We start from the raw sequence: 18,089 nt of genomic DNA, 5'->3' as shown, positions 1-18,089 counted from the left end.
GTTAACTTTTTCGGAGAGAAATAGTCATGTCCGGCGCTAAAGAGATAAAATCGAAGATTGGAAGTGTACAAAATACACAGAAGATCACCAGCGCGATGGAAATGGTTGCAGCCAGTAAAATGCGTAAAGCGCAAGATGCTATGGCTGCCTCTCGTCCATACGCTGAAAATATGCGAAATGTGATCGGTCACATCGCGCTAGGTAATTTAGAATATCGCCATCCTTATTTGGAAGAGCGTGACGCTAAGCGCGTAGGCTATATCGTTGTTTCTACAGACCGTGGTATGTGTGGTGGTTTAAATATTAATTTATTTAAACAAGTACTTGCTGATGCTGGTAAATGGCAATCGCAAGGCGCTGAAGTTGAATTTGGCATAGTAGGCTCAAAAGCCACTAGCTTTTTTAACAACTTAGGCTCAAACGTAACATCACAAATCTCAGGTTTGGGTGATAGCCCTTCAGTTACTGACCTTATCGGTAGTGTTAAGGTGATGCTGAATGCTTATGACAACGGTGAAATAGACAGATTGTTCGTCGTTTACAACAAGTTTGTAAACACCATGACGCAACAACCAACTATTGATCAACTTTTACCTTTGCCTAAGTCAGACGATGACGAAATTAAGCATCGATGGGATTACATGTACGAACCAGACGCTCAAGTATTACTTGATCAGTTATTAGTTCGTTACACTGAATCTCAAGTGTTCCAAGGTGTGGTTGAAAACCTCGCTTGTGAACAAGCTGCTCGTATGGTTGCGATGAAAGCCGCAACAGATAACGCGGGTGACTTAATCGATGAGTTACAACTGGTATATAACAAAGCGCGTCAAGCAAGTATTACTCAAGAGTTGAGTGAGATTTGTGCTGGTGCAGCTGCGGTATAGGCAAGGTTTAATTTTTAAGAGGAATAAACATGAGTACAGGTAAAGTCGTCCAAATCATTGGCGCAGTTGTGGATGTTGAATTTCCACAAGATGCTGTACCTCAGGTATATGACGCATTAAATGTAACTGAAGGTGACCTTTCAGGCTTAGTACTAGAAGTACAACAGCAATTAGGTGGTGGTGTAGTACGTACTATCGCTATGGGTTCATCTGACGGTTTGCGTCGTGGTCTGAACGTAGAAAACACAGGCAATAACATCCAAGTTCCAGTAGGTACTGCAACTTTGGGTCGTATTATGAACGTATTGGGTGAGCCGATTGATGAAGCTGGCCCAATTGGTGAAGAAGAAAGATGGTCTATTCACCGTGAAGCTCCAGCATATGCTGAGCAAGCAACGTCAAATGAATTGCTAGAAACTGGTATCAAAGTAATCGACTTAGTATGTCCATTCGCTAAGGGTGGTAAAGTTGGTTTATTCGGTGGTGCTGGTGTTGGTAAAACCGTTAACATGATGGAACTTATCCGTAACATCGCAATCGAGCACAGTGGTTACTCAGTATTCGCTGGTGTTGGTGAGCGTACACGTGAAGGTAATGATTTCTACCATGAAATGAACGATTCAAACGTACTTGATAAAGTATCGCTTGTTTACGGTCAAATGAACGAGCCTCCTGGAAACCGTCTTCGTGTAGCGATGACTGGTTTGACAATGGCTGAGAAGTTCCGTGACGAAGGTCGTGACGTTCTTTTCTTCGTTGATAACATTTACCGTTACACACTTGCGGGTACTGAAGTATCAGCACTTCTAGGTCGTATGCCGTCAGCGGTAGGTTACCAACCTACACTAGCTGAGGAAATGGGTGTTCTTCAAGAGCGTATTACGTCAACGAAGAAAGGTTCAATCACTTCAATCCAAGCGGTATACGTACCTGCGGATGACTTGACCGATCCATCTCCAGCAACAACCTTTGCTCACTTAGATGCAACAGTTGTACTTTCTCGTGATATCGCTTCGCAAGGTATTTACCCTGCAATTGACCCACTTGATTCAACTTCACGTCAGCTTGATCCATTAGTGGTTGGTACTGAGCATTATGAAGTGGCTCGTGGTGTTCAATCGACATTACAACGCTACAAAGAACTTAAAGATATCATCGCCATTCTAGGTATGGATGAGTTATCTGAAGAAGATAAGCAAACCGTTGATCGCGCACGTAAGATCCAACGCTACTTATCTCAACCTTTCTTTGTTGCTGAAGTATTCACTGGTTCTCCAGGTAAGTACGTATCTCTTAAAGACACTATTAGTGGCTTTAAAGGTATCCTTGCTGGCGAATACGATGAATTACCAGAGCAAGCATTCTATATGGTTGGCTCAATTGAAGAAGCACTAGAAAAAGCTAAATCAATGTAATAGCCTGATAGCTGTTTAGCTTAGCTTTGCTGAGCTAACAGTTGTCTATTAGGAGGTCAAACTATGGCAGCAATGACTGTACAATTAAATGTAGTAAGTGCGGAAGAAGAATTATTTTCTGGTCGTATTGAATCATTACAGATCACTGGTAGTGAAGGTGAGCTAGGTGTTATGCCTGGTCACGCGCCTTTGCTGACCTCACTAAAACCGGGTATGGCACGTATCGTTAAGCAACACGGTGAAGAAGAAATTATTTATCTTTCTGGCGGTATGTTAGAGGTTCAACCTAATAACGTTACTGTGTTAGCTGATGTAGCAACACGTGTAGCTGATTTAGATGAACAAGCAGCTGAAGAAGCTAAAACTCGCGCAGAAGAGCACTTAAATGCTCACGGTGGCGATGTGAATTACGCTGAAGCAGCAGCTGAGCTTGCTCGTGCTGTAGCTCAACTACGTGTTATTCAGGCTTCTAAAAAGAAGTAAGTTAACGCTTAGTTTTAGTGATTGAAAAACGACTGATTACTTAGGTAACGGTCGTTTTTTTATGTCAAAATTTTATTAACCATTATTTAGCGTAGAAAAAATGTGCTAAAGAAAGTTACAATATCAACATCATAGTAAATCGGAATTATTCATGTCATTGTCAGTTGTCGTTCTTGCCGCGGGTAAAGGTACTCGCATGCGTTCATCTTTGCCTAAAGTGCTTCATCCTGTTGCCCATAAACCTATGGTTACGCACGTCGTTGATAGTGCCCGCCAAGTAAGCGCGGAAAACATCTACTTAGTTTATGGGTTTGGCGGCGATACATTAAAAGCAAAAGTAACAGGTGATGATCTAACCTTTGTTGAACAAAAAGAACAACTTGGTACAGGACATGCCGTTGATATAGCTTCACCATTCTTAAAAGATAATGAAGATGTTTTAGTACTTTACGGTGATGTGCCTCTAACTAAAGTATCAACATTACAGAGCCTTATCGCTGCAAAACCAGTGGAAGGAATGGCTTTGTTGACGGTTTACTTGCAAGACCCAACCGGTTATGGCCGTATTATTCGTGAAAATGAAGAGGTTGTTGGCATTGTCGAACAAAAAGATGCATCAGCAGAGCAGCTAGAAATAAATGAATGTAACACAGGTATTTTATTAGCTAATGGTGGAGATCTAAAACGTTGGTTGTCGAATCTATCAAATGATAATGCCCAAGGTGAATATTACCTTACTGACATTATTGCGATGGCGCATCAAGAAGGGATGGCTATCACTACAGCGCACCCTGAAACAGAAATTGAAGTTGAAGGAGCTAATAACCGCGTGCAACTCGCGGCTCTAGAGCGCGCCTATCAATTGCGTCAAGCGGAAGAGTTGATGATAGCTGGTGCTAGTTTGCGAGATCCAGCACGCATTGATATTCGCGGTGTCGTTCACGTTGGTCAGGAAGTTAAAATTGACATCAATTGTATTTTCGAAGGGGATGTTGAGCTTTCTGATGACGTCACTATTGGCGCTAATTGCATCCTTAAAAACTGTAAAATTGGCAAAGGTGCAGAAATAAAACCCAACAGCATTATTGAAGATGCCATTATTGGTGAAATTGCTTCTGTAGGTCCGTTTGCCCGTATCCGCCCAGGCTCTGAATTAAAACGAGATGCCCACGTCGGTAACTTTGTTGAAATGAAAAAATCAACATTGGGTGAAGGGGCTAAAGCAGGCCATTTGACTTATCTTGGTGATGCAGAGGTTGGCAGTAAAGCCAATATTGGCGCAGGTACAATTACTTGCAACTATGATGGCGTGAATAAGTCGAAAACCGTTATTGGCGAAGGTGCCTTTATAGGCTCCAACGCGTCACTTGTTGCCCCTATTAATATTGGTAAAAAGGCCACTACTGCGGCAGGCTCTGTTATTGTCAAAGACGTTGCAGATGAAGAGCTTGGCGTAGCTCGCGGTAAACAACGCAACATTGGTGGCTGGAAGCGCCCAACCAAGAATAGCTGAGTCATTGTTTTGTAAATTTATTGAAAGGCGACTTATTCTGTCGCCATTTTTAACTCTTTATTGGTAGCGTTTTTCCGCTTTGGTTACTTTTTCTAAATAACGGCGAGATTCAAGTTTCGGATGCTCCTTGGTTAGTTTGCGGTAAACTTCTTGCGCATTCAATTGATTAATACGTGAAAACGCCAGCTCTCTATTCGTACCGAATGTGCGCAACACATTTCCTGCGCCGCCATTGTACGCAGAAATCGTTGCAAAATGTTTGCTTTGCTGTTGATTCACTTTGGCCAAGTAATTCGTTTTTAATATGTTTAAATATGCACTACCAATATCAATATTTTGCTTAGGATCGAACAAAACCTGCTTACTTGGCTGCCCCGCTTTTTTCTTTATTTTTTGATACACATCCTTACCTGCAGTAGATGGCACAACTTGCATTAACCCGTAGGCGTTTGCGGCACTAACTGCGTATGGGTTAAAGCTACTCTCTGTTTCAATCACACCGTAAATCAGCGAAGCTGGAACTTGATATTTTCTAGCTGACGCAAGGACGAACTCACTGTATTTTTGTTTTCTTAAGTGCAGATTGTTATCCACTAATGGAAACTTTACCGAATGAATAAGCCTATTATTTAATTTTGACTTTTCTAGCTGATTGGCTATTAAATATTTGGCGTAGCGTTCTGCTCTCCATTGATATCTAATCGCGTTTTTGTCTTGATCCAACACTTGTTGGTAGAGAAAAGGTTCGTCACCCAGTATCGGCGCTTTACTGGAGAATATATCGGTTTTTCTCGGGTCACTTGAGGTTAGTAGTGTGGTGGATATTGCTTTAGCAAGTAAGCCTTTGGGATTTTTTTTGGCAATAGTCTCTACGGTAACCCAATTACGAGTAAAGTCGACAATAGCCCTTGCCTGATAATCATTACTATATTTTACGTATTTCTTTCTCTCAGGCGTTTGACGATTATCCTTGCCCCATTTTTGATTGATTATCTGAATCAATGTAGTCATTAGGTGATCAACAGACGCCAACTCTTGATTAATGGTTTTTTCGGTTTTGTGCACTTGTTTGTTAATGCCAACAATATCGTGCGGTGCGTCCTTGACCTGTTTAACGAGCTTTTCCACTTCGTTAATTGAGTCCAGTTTAGGAATGCTTTTACAACTTGAAAGACAAATCAAAGCAATTAATATAAAAAAGGGTTTCATAGCGGGCAGCTCTCATACTACTTTGGTTATATGTACCTTGGCATGAGTAAAAAAGCCAGCTTGATGTTCATAATAAAATCAAGCCAATAAAAAAGGGCTTGATAAATTTCATTTGAAACTATAATATCTTTCGAATCGAAACTTAAAGCAAGCAATATGTCAAAACGAAACACTCAACAACGCCGTCATACCATTATCACTGAGCTAAATATTGCCGGTGAAGTCAGTGTTGATCAATTAGCAAAGCGTTTTGAAACATCCGAAGTTACCATTAGAAAAGACCTAGCGGCATTAGAAAAAAGTGGCCTACTACTTCGTAAATATGGTGGTGCAATTCCCCTACCGAAAGAAATTATCGAACCTAAAAGCAAAGACGTTTCAAAACGAAAGCAAGCAATCGCCAATAAAGCAGCGTCTCTTATTAAAGATCACAACAGAATTATTATCGATAGCGGTAGAACTACCTCTGCGATTGTAGAGCTATTAACGGATAAGAAAGGGTTAGTCGTAATGACCAATGCACTTTCAGTCGCAAACCGTTTGAATGAACTAGAAAATGAACCAACGATATTGATGACTGGTGGCACATGGGATCCAACTTCGGAGTCATTTCAAGGACAAGTTGCCGAGCAAGTGATCAAGTCATATGACTTTGACCAGCTTTTTATTGGTGCTGATGGCATTGATATCAATCGGGGTACAACTACGTTTAATGAGCTCATTGGTTTAAGCCAAGTGATGGCGGAAGTGGCCAGAGAAGTGGTTGTGTTAGTTGAGTCAGAAAAGATAGGAAGAAAAATTCCGAACTTGGAGCTAGCGTGGCAACAAGTTCATACCTTGATAACCGATGACGGTTTATCAGATCAAGTAAAACAAGAATTAACATTACAAGGCGTAAATGTCATTTGCGCATCAATTAAATAGGAAGACATTATGTGTGGCATAGTAGGTGCGGTAGCACAGCGCGACGTAGCAGATATTTTAGTAGAAGGATTGAAAAGGCTTGAATATAGAGGTTACGACTCTGCTGGCGTAGCAATTATTGGTAATGATAATCAATTGCAACGTGTTAGACGTTTAGGAAAAGTACAAGAGTTGTCAACAGCGTTAAGCTCTACACCATTAAGTGGTGGTACTGGCATCGCACATACACGTTGGGCCACTCATGGTGTACCCAGTGAAAATAATGCACATCCGCATATTTCATCTGACTCAATTGCTGTAGTTCACAATGGAATAATTGAGAATCATGAAGAACTTCGCGCCAAATTAAAAGCACTTGGCTATAGTTTTGTGTCGGAAACCGATACTGAAGTCATCGCTCATTTAGTACATCACGAACTTAAATCTCACGATAGCCTGATTGCTGCTGTGCAAACCTCTGTAAAGCAACTGGATGGGGCCTACGGCACGGTGATTGTAGACCGACAAGACCCAGAGCGAATGGTGGTGGCACGTTCAGGAAGTCCATTAGTGGTTGGCTATGGCTTAGGCGAGAACTTTATCGCTTCAGACATGATGGCGTTGTTGCCCGTTACACGTAAATTTTCATTCTTAGAAGAAGGTGACGTTGCTGAGGTCACGCGTTTTGATGTTTCTATCTTTGACCTTGATGGCAATCCTGTCGTGCGTGAAGCGAAAGAGTCAGACGTTAGCCATGAAGCAGGTGATAAAGGTGAATATCGTCATTACATGCTCAAAGAAATTTACGAACAACCGACGGCGATCAGAAACAGTTTAGAAGGACGATTAGTTGCCGGACAGCTTGAAACTTCAACGTTTGGCGCTGGTGCTGATGACATATTTAAAGACATTGAGCATGTTCAGATCATTGCCTGTGGTACTAGCTATCATTCTGGCATGGTAGCCCGTTACTGGATAGAAGCACATGCTGGGGTTTCCTGTAATGTCGAAATTGCTAGTGAGTTTAGGTATCGAAAATCTCATGTCCCTAAAAATGCGATGATCGTGACTATTTCTCAATCAGGAGAAACTGCTGATACGCTAGCGGCTTTACGATTGGCAAAAGAGTCGGGTTATCGCGCCAGTTTAACGATATGTAATGTGCCCGGCTCTTCCTTAGTTCGTGAATCAGATTTAGCCTTTATGACCAAAGCGGGCGCGGAAATAGGCGTGGCTTCTACCAAAGCGTTTACCACTCAATTAGTCGGTTTAATGATGATGACGTTGGCCTTAGGTAAGCATCACGGTATGTCTAGCGAAGCCCAATCTGCGATGGCACATGCGCTAGCAACACTGCCGAACAAAGTAGAAGAAACGTTTGCGCTCGCTGGTGAAATTGAAGCATTGGCTGAAGATTTTGCGGATAAAAATCACTCGTTGTTTTTAGGGCGTGGTGATCAATACCCGATCGCAATGGAAGGTGCATTAAAGTTAAAAGAAATTTCTTACATTCATGCAGAGGCTTATGCCGCGGGTGAGCTTAAACATGGCCCGCTTGCGTTAATTGATGCTGAGATGCCTGTTATTGTCGTCGCGCCGAAAAACGACTTAATTGAGAAATTAAAATCGAATGTCGAGGAAGTGCGCGCACGTGGTGGCTTGATGTATGTGTTTGCAGAAGAAGGTGCAAGCTTTGACAGTGATGACACTATGAAAGTTATCAACGTACCACATTGTGATGATATCATTGCACCAATCGTATACACCCTGCCATTGCAGTTACTTTCTTACTATGTCGCCATCATTAAAGGCACCGATGTAGACCAGCCTAGAAATTTGGCGAAATCAGTCACTGTTGAGTAGTATAGTGTTTGTATCGTTAAGGTGCTTACATAAAGATTAAAAGTCAATCAAAATAGAAAAGCCCTTGCGTAAGAAAGCAGGGGCTTTTTTTTGAACTTTGTAATATACAACCCTGTTAAATCCTGATTGTATATAATGTTATCCTTAAATTAGATAACGAATAACAGTGCCGTGTTAATCTTATTCATCGGCATATTGCTGAGCAATGTGATTGAATTTATCGGCAATGTTTTCTAAGCAGTCGATCATCTCTGGATCAAAATGACTACCCTTGCCAGCAATAATTATATCCATCGCTTTTTCATGAGAGAAAGCAGGTTTATATACGCGTTTGGAAATAAGAGCATCATAAACATCAGCTATGGCCATTAATCGGGCAGATAATGGAATATCGTCGCCACTAAGTTTTTGTGGATACCCCGTACCGTCCCATTTTTCGTGATGAGAATAAGCTATCTCTTTAGCAAAAATGAGGAAGTTGTCAGCACTGTCTATTGATGTTTCAGCAGCGGAAATTGCATCTCGACCATATGCTGGGTGATTTCTCATTTCGGCAAATTCATCATCGGTTAACTTACCTGGTTTTAATAAAATACTGTCTTCAATACCGACTTTGCCTATGTCGTGTAACGGTGCTGATTTAAATAACGAAGTAATAACCTCTGGCGTAAGAAGCTCAACATACTTGTCTTTTTGGGCTAACTCTATTGCTAGTGCTTTAACATAATGCTGTGTGCGTCTTATGTGATTACCTGTTTCAGGGTCACGTGATTCTGCCAACGCGCCCATAGCCACCATCGCAACATCTTGAAGTTCAGCTAATTGAGCCGTACGCTCTATAACACGTTCTTCTAACACTTCATTTTGTCTAGCTAATAATTCACGAGAAGCTTTTAAAATCAGATGATTCTTTACACGCTCTTTTAAAATCGCTGGGCTGATCGGTTTTGTTATATAATCAACGGCACCTAATGATAGTCCTTTTGTTTCATCTTCTTCTTGCACTTTTGCGGTTAAAAATATTATAGGAATATCTTTAGTCGCCTCATTGGCTTTTAATTTTTTGCAAACTTCGTAGCCATCCATTTCTGGCATCATAATATCTAGTAAAACTAAATCAGGCTTACGCTTTTCTACTATCTTTAGCGCTATTTCTCCGTTTAATGCTGCTTGTACTAAATACTCTTGAGACAATACTCCTTTAGCAACCTCAATATTTTCTAAAGTATCGTCGACCACTAATATTGTAGCTTTTTGACTGACAGCCATTTATTTCTCCTTAATATATATTTATTAGCGCTACTTATTTTCCAGTGTTAAAAGTAGCGCTTTTACTTGTTCCTCTCCAGCAGAAAAATCATACAGACTTAAGCTGCTATGTATGGCTGATAGGGTGTTGTGCACGGCTGAGTCGAAATTCATCTCCAACAGTTCATCAATTGTGTCAACAGCTGTAGCGTCAAACATATCAATCTGAGTCAATAATATTGTTAGTTTTTCAATTAATGTTGGGTCGTCAATTGAAGGCGTACTTGCAGACTGACAATATAATTCTACTTCTTTGACGAAATCAGTGAGCAATAGTTCAGCTTCACTAAAATCAAAGCCAGCCAATTTTTGTGTCAAAGCTGAAGCAGTAATTATCTTGTTATCTCCCAATATTGCGAGTAATTCATCCATGGTATCAATCGCAGAACTGTCAAAAAAGTCAATTTGCTGGGCCAACTTATCCATTAGTTTTTTTACTTTTTGCGCATCGAAGACGAGAGTTGTTTTTTCATCATGCATTGCTGCTAACCCTGTTTCGATTGTACCAATCATTTGCTGTAATAATGGCTCACACTTATTTATAAGTAGCGTAATTTCTTCATTCTGCGTTATTGTTCCAGATTCTTGCTCTGCCTGTAACAGTTGCTCTAGTTGCTCAGCAGGCGCCAAAATAAAGTTTGCACCTATATTCCCTGCAATCCCCTTTAAGGAATGTATTGCAATAATAGCTGTTTGAATATCGTTGTGTTTTATTGCTGTTTCTACTCGGATTAATGTATCTCGCTGCGATATGACAATTTTTTTAAGTGTGCTGACCAATGCTTTCATATTGCCGCCCATACGCGTTAGTGCCATATCTACATCAAAACCGGGTAAAGATATTTCAGCCATAGTTTGTTGATCCACTGGTGTCTGATATATTTCTATGCTGGTAGGCTTTATATATTGCGCTAGGGTAGCAAATACTAACTGTGGATCTATCGGCTTAGGTAAGTGGTCGTTCATTCCTGCTTCAAGGCACTTTTCTTTGTCGCCAGCCATGGCATTAGCGGTCATCGCAATAATAGGCAAGGTATCAAAATTTGGGTTTTTCCTAATTTCTTGTGTTGCCGTATATCCATCCATAACTGGCATTTGAATATCCATTAGCACGGCATCAAAATTATCGTTGTTAATTTTTTCTATGGCTTCTTGACCATTCCAAGCTGTCGTTACTTCTAGCCCAGCCATAGTTAATAATTCTTGTGCAATTTGTTGGTTTATTTCATTGTCTTCTACCAATAATATTTTAGCGCTAGCAATGCTTGCTGTTGTCGATACATCTAATTTACTCTGCATATTTGGCTTTATATTATGAACACCCTCGCCCATGACTTGCATTACCGTATCGAGTAACGTCGAGGCGCTTACAGGCTTGGTTATTGAGGCGGATAAGTTAATATCATGTGCTTTTTTCAGCATGTCATCACGATCGTAAGCGGTTACCATCACATACACTGGTTTATGGACAATTTCAGCATGGCTGGTCATTTGCTTACATAACTCTATGCCATCCATGCCGGGCATTTTCCAATCAGCTAACACTAGTTTAAAAGGATGCCCTTTCTGTTCAGCCACCTTCATTTTTTCCAATGCTTCTACACCTGATATAACAACTTCAGGAATAAAGCCTTGGCTTTCACATAAATTAAATAAAATTTCGCCTGCTGCTAAGCTGTCATCAACGATAAGTACAGGTAAATTGATTAAGCTACTAGCAGATGCATTGTTATTAGATTCCATACCGTCAGACAGGCCAAATTCAGCAGTAAAGTGAAATTGGCTACCCTTGCCTTCTTCACTCTCAACCCAAATATCACCATTCATCATTTGCGTGAGAGTTTTACTGATCGTTAAACCTAACCCTGTGCCACCATACTTACGAGTTGTTGACGCATCGGCTTGACTAAATGATTGAAACAGTCGATTTTGCTGTTCTTGGTTCATGCCAATCCCTGTGTCAAAAACCGAGAACTGAATAACAACTCGATCAGCATTTTGTTCAAGTAGCGCGGCCTTGACGATGATTTCGCCTTCTTCGGTAAACTTGATTGAATTATTTGTCAGGTTAATTAATATTTGTCCTAACCTTAGGGGATCTCCGAGCAAGTGAGTCGGTAATTCGGGGTCTAAATCGATGAGCAATTCAAGCTCTTTTTGCTGGCTTTTATGTGAAATGATTTGGACTAAATGATCGATACAGTCGTTCAAGTTAAACGGAATTTCTTCTAATGCTAACTTGCCTGCTTCAATTTTAGAAAAATCAAGAATGTCATTGATAATGCCTAATAAAGAATTCGCTGACATATGTATTTTGTTTACATAGTCAAGTTGTTTTCTGTTGAGGTCAGTTTGCAATGCAAGGTAGCTCATGCCAATGATTGCATTCATTGGAGTACGTATTTCATGGCTCATATTGGCCAGAAAGTCAGCTTTAGCTTGGTTTGCTTCATCTGCAGATTTAACAGCAATTTCAAGCTCTCTGGCATTTTCTTTTTCATTGCTGATATCAATAAAATTGCCCACTAAACCTGCTGGGTTACCTTTGTTATCTTTAAACCCGCTGACCCAATATAAGGTGTCGTGAATTTTGCCATCGGCGAAAGGGATTTTCATTTCTTTCTTTATAGTTGTCTGTTCGGCGATTACCCTTTCATCTTCTGCTTGATAGTTAACGCGATCTTCTTCTGGTAAATAAGTTAAATCAGTAACTCTTAAGTTAATTAAGTCTTCTGAATTAACACCAAATGTTTCTTCATATGCTTTATTGAAGCCTTGGAATTTTGCTTGTGCATCCTTGTAAAATAGTGGAATTGGTACACTATCCATTAAAATTTGCTGAAATTGTATTTGTCTCGCTAAAGATTGTGCAGCTTTATCCGTTTTGAGCTTTTCTTTTTGTAGCGCTCGTTCTGCCTGCTTGCGCAACGAGGAATCACGAACAATGCCAGTATATATTCTTTCATTGTCAATAATGGCATCACTAACCGCGACTTCTATTTCAACAAGTTCTTTATCACTTTTAAAGCCAATGAGATCATCAAATGTATGTTTGTTCGCTCCACTATTTTGACTTTCAATGTAGGCTTGATGAAAGCTGAAATTCATTAACATTTTTATGTTTTTATTAACAATGTCACTGATGGAATATCCAAAAATAGTTTCAGCTGAAGGGCTAAACTCTAAAATTCTCCCCTCTCTGTTAACCACTATGATGCCGTCGGAAGCGTTATCAATAATTGACCGTGTACGCTTCATGTTAGCTTCTAAAGCTTGAGTTCGTTCATTCACCAAACTTTCTAATTCAGTTCTAGATCTAGTCAATGCTTGTGTCGCTCTAGTGCCTATTTTTAGGGTGAATAAGGTGCCGCCAAAAACAAGCATCAATGAGACTAATAGCACAGACGCTATGGTGTATCTAAATATGGTCAGTACTTCTAATGACTCCTCTACATCAAGCTCTGCTGCTAAGCCTAATCCTAGATCTTCATCCCATAGCCAGTGACCAATGACGTCAACGCCTCGATAGTCACGATAACCTTCAATATTTTTTCCTGACTTGCCTTGACTAATGCTGCTAGCCATTAAAGTTAACGGCCAATCATTGTTTTGTACTGTCTTACCGGGCACATTAAGTAAGTTTTTACCGGGATCTGAAATGCTAATGTTTAGTGAAGAGTTTGTACTTTCAGGCAAATAACCTATTTTTCTTAAATCGTCTTCAAAACGAATATTCGATAACAAGAGTCCATTCCTATCGATGGCATAAGTTTCTCCACTTCTGCCAATAAAGCCAGCAGATAAAATGGAGGAAAACACACCGTCAAAATTAATGCGTTTAGTGATTACGGCAATAACCTCGCCTTTAGCATCAATTACGGGGGCAGCAAAGAACATTGTTGGTGGTTTAAGTGATTCGTAGCCCGTATTGCTGTCCTCTAAGTAAACATCTGAACGTATTGGCGGTATAAATATACTCTTGCCTTCAAAGACTTGTTTAAGCCGTTCAGGTTGAGCTTGATATATAATATTCTCCGTACCTATATTGTTGTCACGCATTGACGACAAGCTAACTTTATTTGGGGAAATAACAAAAAAACCTACATCTTCTTGGGTGCCTTTTTGTTCTTGGAAAAACTTACGAATTTGCGATTGAATAGGGGCTTGTTGCAGCGCTTGTTGGTTTTCAGGAATAACTAGTAGTCTTTTGACTAAATCAACTAATTCTTTATTTTTACCGACTTGCTCAAGACCTTGAAGTTCATATCTTTTCCATGTTTGTAGTCGTTGATGAGTTGTTGTCAGCAATGTTTCTAAACTGTAATCAATTGATTCAAATTGACGTTTCTCTGCATAGTTTTCTACCAAATATGTGATAACAACAAGCAGAATAGACAACACAATCAACCCAGAAACAACCTTCATTTTGAAACTGGTTGAGCTGAATCTCGCGACAAGCTCTTCTTCATTGGTTTTTAATACCAAAGAACTGATCAAAAAGCCCAGCATCACTAATCCACCAACAACGCCAAGAACAAGCCAGATAAGATCCGATAATTCATAGCCTGTCCTAATGCTATTGTCCAATGCTTGGTTGCGTGAGGATAACCAATCATTGTTTGAGTTCATCAAATCACTGGCTTTGATCGAGTCTAAACCTTTGATCAAAATACTGTGGAGAACCTGTTTGTGCTTACTGGTGTATAAGTGCAGTGAAGATGGAAAAACAGCATCTTCATCAATAGCACGAAGCTCTTCTATATTCTTTTGCCTTATCAAATCTTCAACAACAATTTGAGCATCTAACAGCGCATCAACCTTGCTACTAAGTAATAACTTTATTGAGTGCTCGATACCTGTTGTTTCGACTATATTGATATCAGGATAAAGTGCTTTGACTTTATCAATTGTTGTGTAACCAGATGAAATGGCGACAGTGGCATTAGTTAAATCTGTGTTCGATTGAAATTGAGTGTTCCGAGTTTTTACATAAAATAGTTCTCTCACCATAAAATAAGGTGAAGAAAAATAGCCATATTCTTCGCGATCTTCTTTATAGTAGGCGTCTGGCAGTAGGTCAATTTCACCTGCATTAAATTGCTCGAGTAAATATTCCCAGCTGCCTGTTACAAATTCTACTTGTAGGCCAGATTTGGCTACGATCTGACTAAGAATTTCACCACTTAAACCACCGGGCATATTATTGTCTTGCATAAATAATATAGGTGGCCAATGTTCTATACCGATCACAACTTTATTATTTGCTATCCAATTTAGTTCCTCAGTAGTAAAAGCAAGGGGGTTATTTTCAACAGGCTCCGTTCTATTATACTGCCCAAGCTTTTCTACCTGCCGGATATATTCCATTAGTAATGACATATATGCCGTTTTATTCTGTCGATATTCATTACTATTAATAATGTTCATCGCAGTTTCTTTATGATTCCGCTTAACAGCTAGTATTGCCTCAACCTCAAGAGATACAAGAGTGTTATTGACCTCATTAAGCTGTGAAAGTAGCTCAGTATCTACCCCTTGTTTTTTTTCCAATAAGGCATCGATTAATTGAGTAATCTTTGGCTCATATTCGTTATACCTATCAAGCCATTTTTGATCACCTGAAAAGGCGTAACTTAAAACCGAAGAGGTTAATATTTCGTCGTAATATCTCAGCTCAATGGCCAATTCTTGTAGCTGTTTTAAAGATAGCTTGCTGACCTGTTCGCTTTGATCATTTGTTGACGAGTGTTGAGCCAAGCTCTGCGTTGAAAGCGAAGCAAAAAGAAACAGAGTAGTCAGTAAAATTATGTTGAAATAAACTTTAATTTTTGAGGTCATAATAGCTCTTATAGAGGGATTCTATAAATTCAATTCATATAAATTAGCATAAGTAACACATGCGTAATTTTTGTAATTTTTTTGTTAAATAAGATATTAATACAATAAGCTTCATTTGTCTGGTCAATTCAGAGAGCAATCATATCGTTGGCGAAATAGAGTTAGTGTGATTTGTGTAGAATACAGCCGCTTTACGACTGCTTTTTCATTCAGTAATAATTAACCGAGCAGTGCCAAGTTATCATTTTGGTACACTAATTACCGCCAGCTAAATCGATAAAAGATCCTGTTACATAAGACGCTTCGTCTGACAGTAACCATACAATTGCATGGGCTACTTCTTCAGGTGTTCCGCCGCGTTGCAATGGAATGTTAGGTGACAATCGGTCAACTCTGCCAGGTTCACCACCATCGGCATGAATATCAGTATAAATACAGCCAGGTCTAACCCCATTCACGCGAATACCTTGTGCCGCTACTTCTTTTGATAAGCCAATGGTCAAGGTATCCATTGCCCCTTTTGACGTGGCATAGTCGATGTATTCAAATGGGCTTCCTGTTTTTGAGGCTGCGGAAGAGACATTAACAATGGCGCACCCTTTGCCCATTGACCTTATCGCTGCCTTACAACAGATAAAGCAGCTTGTTGTGTTTGTAATCAACACATCATTAAATCGTTCAGTGTCTATTTCTAATAATGAAGCTTGCTGGCGTAGTATGCCGGCGTTGTTCACTAAATGTGTCACTGGTCCTAATGTAGTTTGAACGGCTTCAAACAGCGCGGTTACATCTGCTTCGTTTGATACATCTGCTTGGTACGAAAACGCTTGCCCACCAAGTTCTCTAATCTCTTGTACCACAAGATCTGCTTGGACTTTATTTGATTTGTAATTGACACAAACTGCATACCCATTTTTTGCGAGTAGTTTACAGGTGGCAGCGCCTATACCTCTACTACCGCCAGTGACGATTACGACTTTATTCATGTTATTCCCTTTGTGGCCATTGGATTTGGCATGAGATCATACGTTAATAATTATCTGTGGAGAGGTTAGGACGTTATACGAAATTTTATGTTTCTTAAATACCTTATTTGACTTTATAGCATCTAATTATCAATCAGCCCGTTAAAAAACGGGCTGAACTGTGTTCGGATTTTTACTAGTTATAGCCCAACACAAAGCAATCCTCATCTAACTCTGATGGTAACTTCTTGAATGTTAATGACTCTGCTTTTTCATTATTTTTATCATAAAGAAACGTAATATCTTCATGTTCAGTGTTCTCTACATATTCGTTTAGATTGATGGACATGTCTTTCATAAAACGTTCCTATGGATAAAATAATAAGTTTGGAATAGAGCTATTGAGCTAAACGCTTAAATAACGCTTCAAATTTATCGAGTGCCTCGTTTAATACTTCATTTTCAATAGTCAAAGCGGGTAAGAAACGAATGACGTTTCCATAAAAACCACAGGCAAGTAAAATGAGCCCAGCATCTTTTGCGTTGGCAATAATCTCTTGAGTTAATGTGGTGTTCGGTTGCTCGGCATCGCCATTTTCAACGAGCTCCAATGCGATCATTGAGCCTTGATTTCTAACGTCAAGGACTAGCTCAGGGTAGTCTTGTTTAAGCGCCATTAATCGTTGATTGAACTTTTCACCAATATCATTCGAACGTGTTACTAGATTCTCTTCTTCAATTACCTCAAGCACTGCTAATGCTGCCGCGCAAGCAACAGGAGAGCCGCCATAAGTGCCTCCTAGACCACCTGGATTAGGCGCGTCCATTACATCAGCTTTACCCACTACTGCTGCAATGGGAAAACCGCCAGCAATACCTTTTGCCATGGTAATTAAATCGGGTTCTACACCTGAATATTCAAAACTAAACATCTTACCGGTACGTGCAAAGCCTGTTTGAATTTCATCAGCAATCAAAATGATGCCGTGTTGATCACATAAGGCTCGCAATGCTTGTAAGAATTCAGCTGGCGCTTGATAAAAACCACCCTCACCTTGCACTGGCTCTACGATAATGGCTGCAGTATCTTCAGGGGCAATATCAACCTTAAATAGATTTTCTAATGCTCTAAGAGATTGTTTAACCGTGATGCCGTGAGCTGCAATAGGGAACGGGGCATGGAAAATATCTCCTGCAAATGGGCCGAACAAATTTTTGTACGGTGTAATTTTCCCGGTTAATGCCATGGTTAAGTTAGTGCGGCCATGAAAGCCACCATTAAACGCAACAACACCGCGTCGTCCGGTTTTCGCTCTTGCTATTTTTACGCAATTCTCGACCGCTTCCGCGCCAGTAGACACAAAAATGGCCTTTTTCTCTGAATCCCCGGGGGCAATGGCTGTTAACTTTTCAGCGAGCTCAACGCCAACTTCATATGGGTTGACCATAATGCAAGTATGACTAAATTTTTCAATTTGCGCTTTTACCGCAGCAACAACTTTTGGGTGGCTATGACCGGTATTACACACCGCAATACCTGTACCTAAATCGATGTAGCGGTTGCCTTCAACGTCCCATACTTCTGAATTTATCGCCTTCTCAACATAAACGGGATATACGTTGCCTTGGCCACGTGCAATCACGTTATTTTTTCTATTTTGTAAGTCTTGATTTGTTGTCATGTGCTAATTCTCTTTATAACAGC

12 protein-coding genes are annotated in these 18,089 nt (G+C 40.1%); 6 read left to right on the top strand and 6 right to left on the bottom strand.

Translation table 11 applies throughout. The features are described 5' to 3' along the window. Positions 1-26 precede the first annotated feature (26 nt). The 4 genes from atpG (at position 27) to glmU (ending at position 4,298) form a co-directional block, all read left to right on the top strand. Positions 27-887, top strand: a complete 861-nt coding sequence (gene atpG, locus QUE03_RS19540) for a F0F1 ATP synthase subunit gamma (RefSeq protein WP_286263802.1) — start codon at positions 27-29, stop codon at positions 885-887. Positions 888-916: 29 nt separating this feature from the next. Next, positions 917-2,302, top strand: a complete 1,386-nt coding sequence (atpD, locus tag QUE03_RS19535; protein WP_286263799.1) for a F0F1 ATP synthase subunit beta — start codon at positions 917-919, stop codon at positions 2,300-2,302. A 63-nt stretch (positions 2,303-2,365) separates the two neighbouring features. After that, on the top strand, positions 2,366-2,785 hold the full coding sequence (locus tag QUE03_RS19530) for a F0F1 ATP synthase subunit epsilon (protein ID WP_286263797.1): 420 nt from the start codon (positions 2,366-2,368) through the stop codon (positions 2,783-2,785). 151 nt (positions 2,786-2,936) lie between these two features. Continuing rightward, entirely contained in the window at positions 2,937-4,298 is a 1,362-nt protein-coding gene (gene glmU, locus QUE03_RS19525; RefSeq protein ID WP_286263795.1) for a bifunctional UDP-N-acetylglucosamine diphosphorylase/glucosamine-1-phosphate N-acetyltransferase GlmU, read from the top strand. Between the two features lie 57 nt (positions 4,299-4,355). Here the strand turns inward: glmU and QUE03_RS19520 are convergent, their stop codons facing one another. Then, the gene (locus tag QUE03_RS19520; RefSeq protein ID WP_286263794.1) at positions 4,356-5,507 is read right to left on the bottom strand and encodes a murein transglycosylase domain-containing protein; all 1,152 of its coding nucleotides are present in this window, start codon (positions 5,505-5,507) and stop codon (positions 4,356-4,358) included. 156 nt (positions 5,508-5,663) lie between these two features. On the opposite strand from QUE03_RS19520, the gene QUE03_RS19515 reads away from it, so the two are divergent. Both QUE03_RS19515 and glmS read left to right on the top strand, forming a co-directional pair. Beyond that, positions 5,664-6,431 carry a DeoR/GlpR family DNA-binding transcription regulator gene (locus QUE03_RS19515; RefSeq protein WP_286263792.1) on the top strand — a complete coding sequence of 256 codons (768 nt, stop codon included), beginning with the start codon at positions 5,664-5,666 and terminating at the stop codon, positions 6,429-6,431. A gap of 9 nt (positions 6,432-6,440) precedes the next feature. Beyond that, positions 6,441-8,273 carry a glutamine--fructose-6-phosphate transaminase (isomerizing) gene (gene glmS / locus QUE03_RS19510; protein ID WP_286263790.1) on the top strand — a complete coding sequence of 611 codons (1,833 nt, stop codon included), beginning with the start codon at positions 6,441-6,443 and terminating at the stop codon, positions 8,271-8,273. 180 nt (positions 8,274-8,453) lie between these two features. Here glmS and QUE03_RS19505 read toward each other — a convergent pair whose 3' ends face one another. From QUE03_RS19505 to gabT, 5 genes are all read right to left on the bottom strand, one after another. After that, the gene (locus tag QUE03_RS19505; RefSeq protein WP_286263789.1) at positions 8,454-9,542 is read right to left on the bottom strand and encodes a response regulator; all 1,089 of its coding nucleotides are present in this window, start codon (positions 9,540-9,542) and stop codon (positions 8,454-8,456) included. Between the two features lie 30 nt (positions 9,543-9,572). Then, positions 9,573-15,419 (bottom strand): response regulator, encoded by a 5,847-nt coding sequence (locus tag QUE03_RS19500; RefSeq protein ID WP_286263787.1) that lies wholly within the window; start codon positions 15,417-15,419, stop codon positions 9,573-9,575. A 254-nt stretch (positions 15,420-15,673) separates the two neighbouring features. Further along, on the bottom strand, positions 15,674-16,405 hold the full coding sequence (locus tag QUE03_RS19495; RefSeq protein ID WP_286263785.1) for an SDR family oxidoreductase: 732 nt from the start codon (positions 16,403-16,405) through the stop codon (positions 15,674-15,676). Between the two features lie 175 nt (positions 16,406-16,580). Beyond that, positions 16,581-16,742, bottom strand: a complete 162-nt coding sequence (locus tag QUE03_RS19490) for a hypothetical protein (protein WP_286263783.1) — start codon at positions 16,740-16,742, stop codon at positions 16,581-16,583. Between the two features lie 40 nt (positions 16,743-16,782). Beyond that, a complete protein-coding gene (gene gabT, locus QUE03_RS19485) occupies positions 16,783-18,066 on the bottom strand; it encodes a 4-aminobutyrate--2-oxoglutarate transaminase (protein ID WP_286263780.1) in 1,284 nt (427 codons plus the stop codon). Positions 18,067-18,089 lie beyond the last annotated feature (23 nt).

The sequence above is a fragment of the Thalassotalea atypica genome (assembly GCF_030295975.1).
Taxonomy (GTDB): Bacteria; Pseudomonadota; Gammaproteobacteria; order Enterobacterales; family Alteromonadaceae; genus Thalassotalea_F; species Thalassotalea_F atypica.
This window is presented reverse-complemented; position numbering and strand designations above follow the sequence as displayed.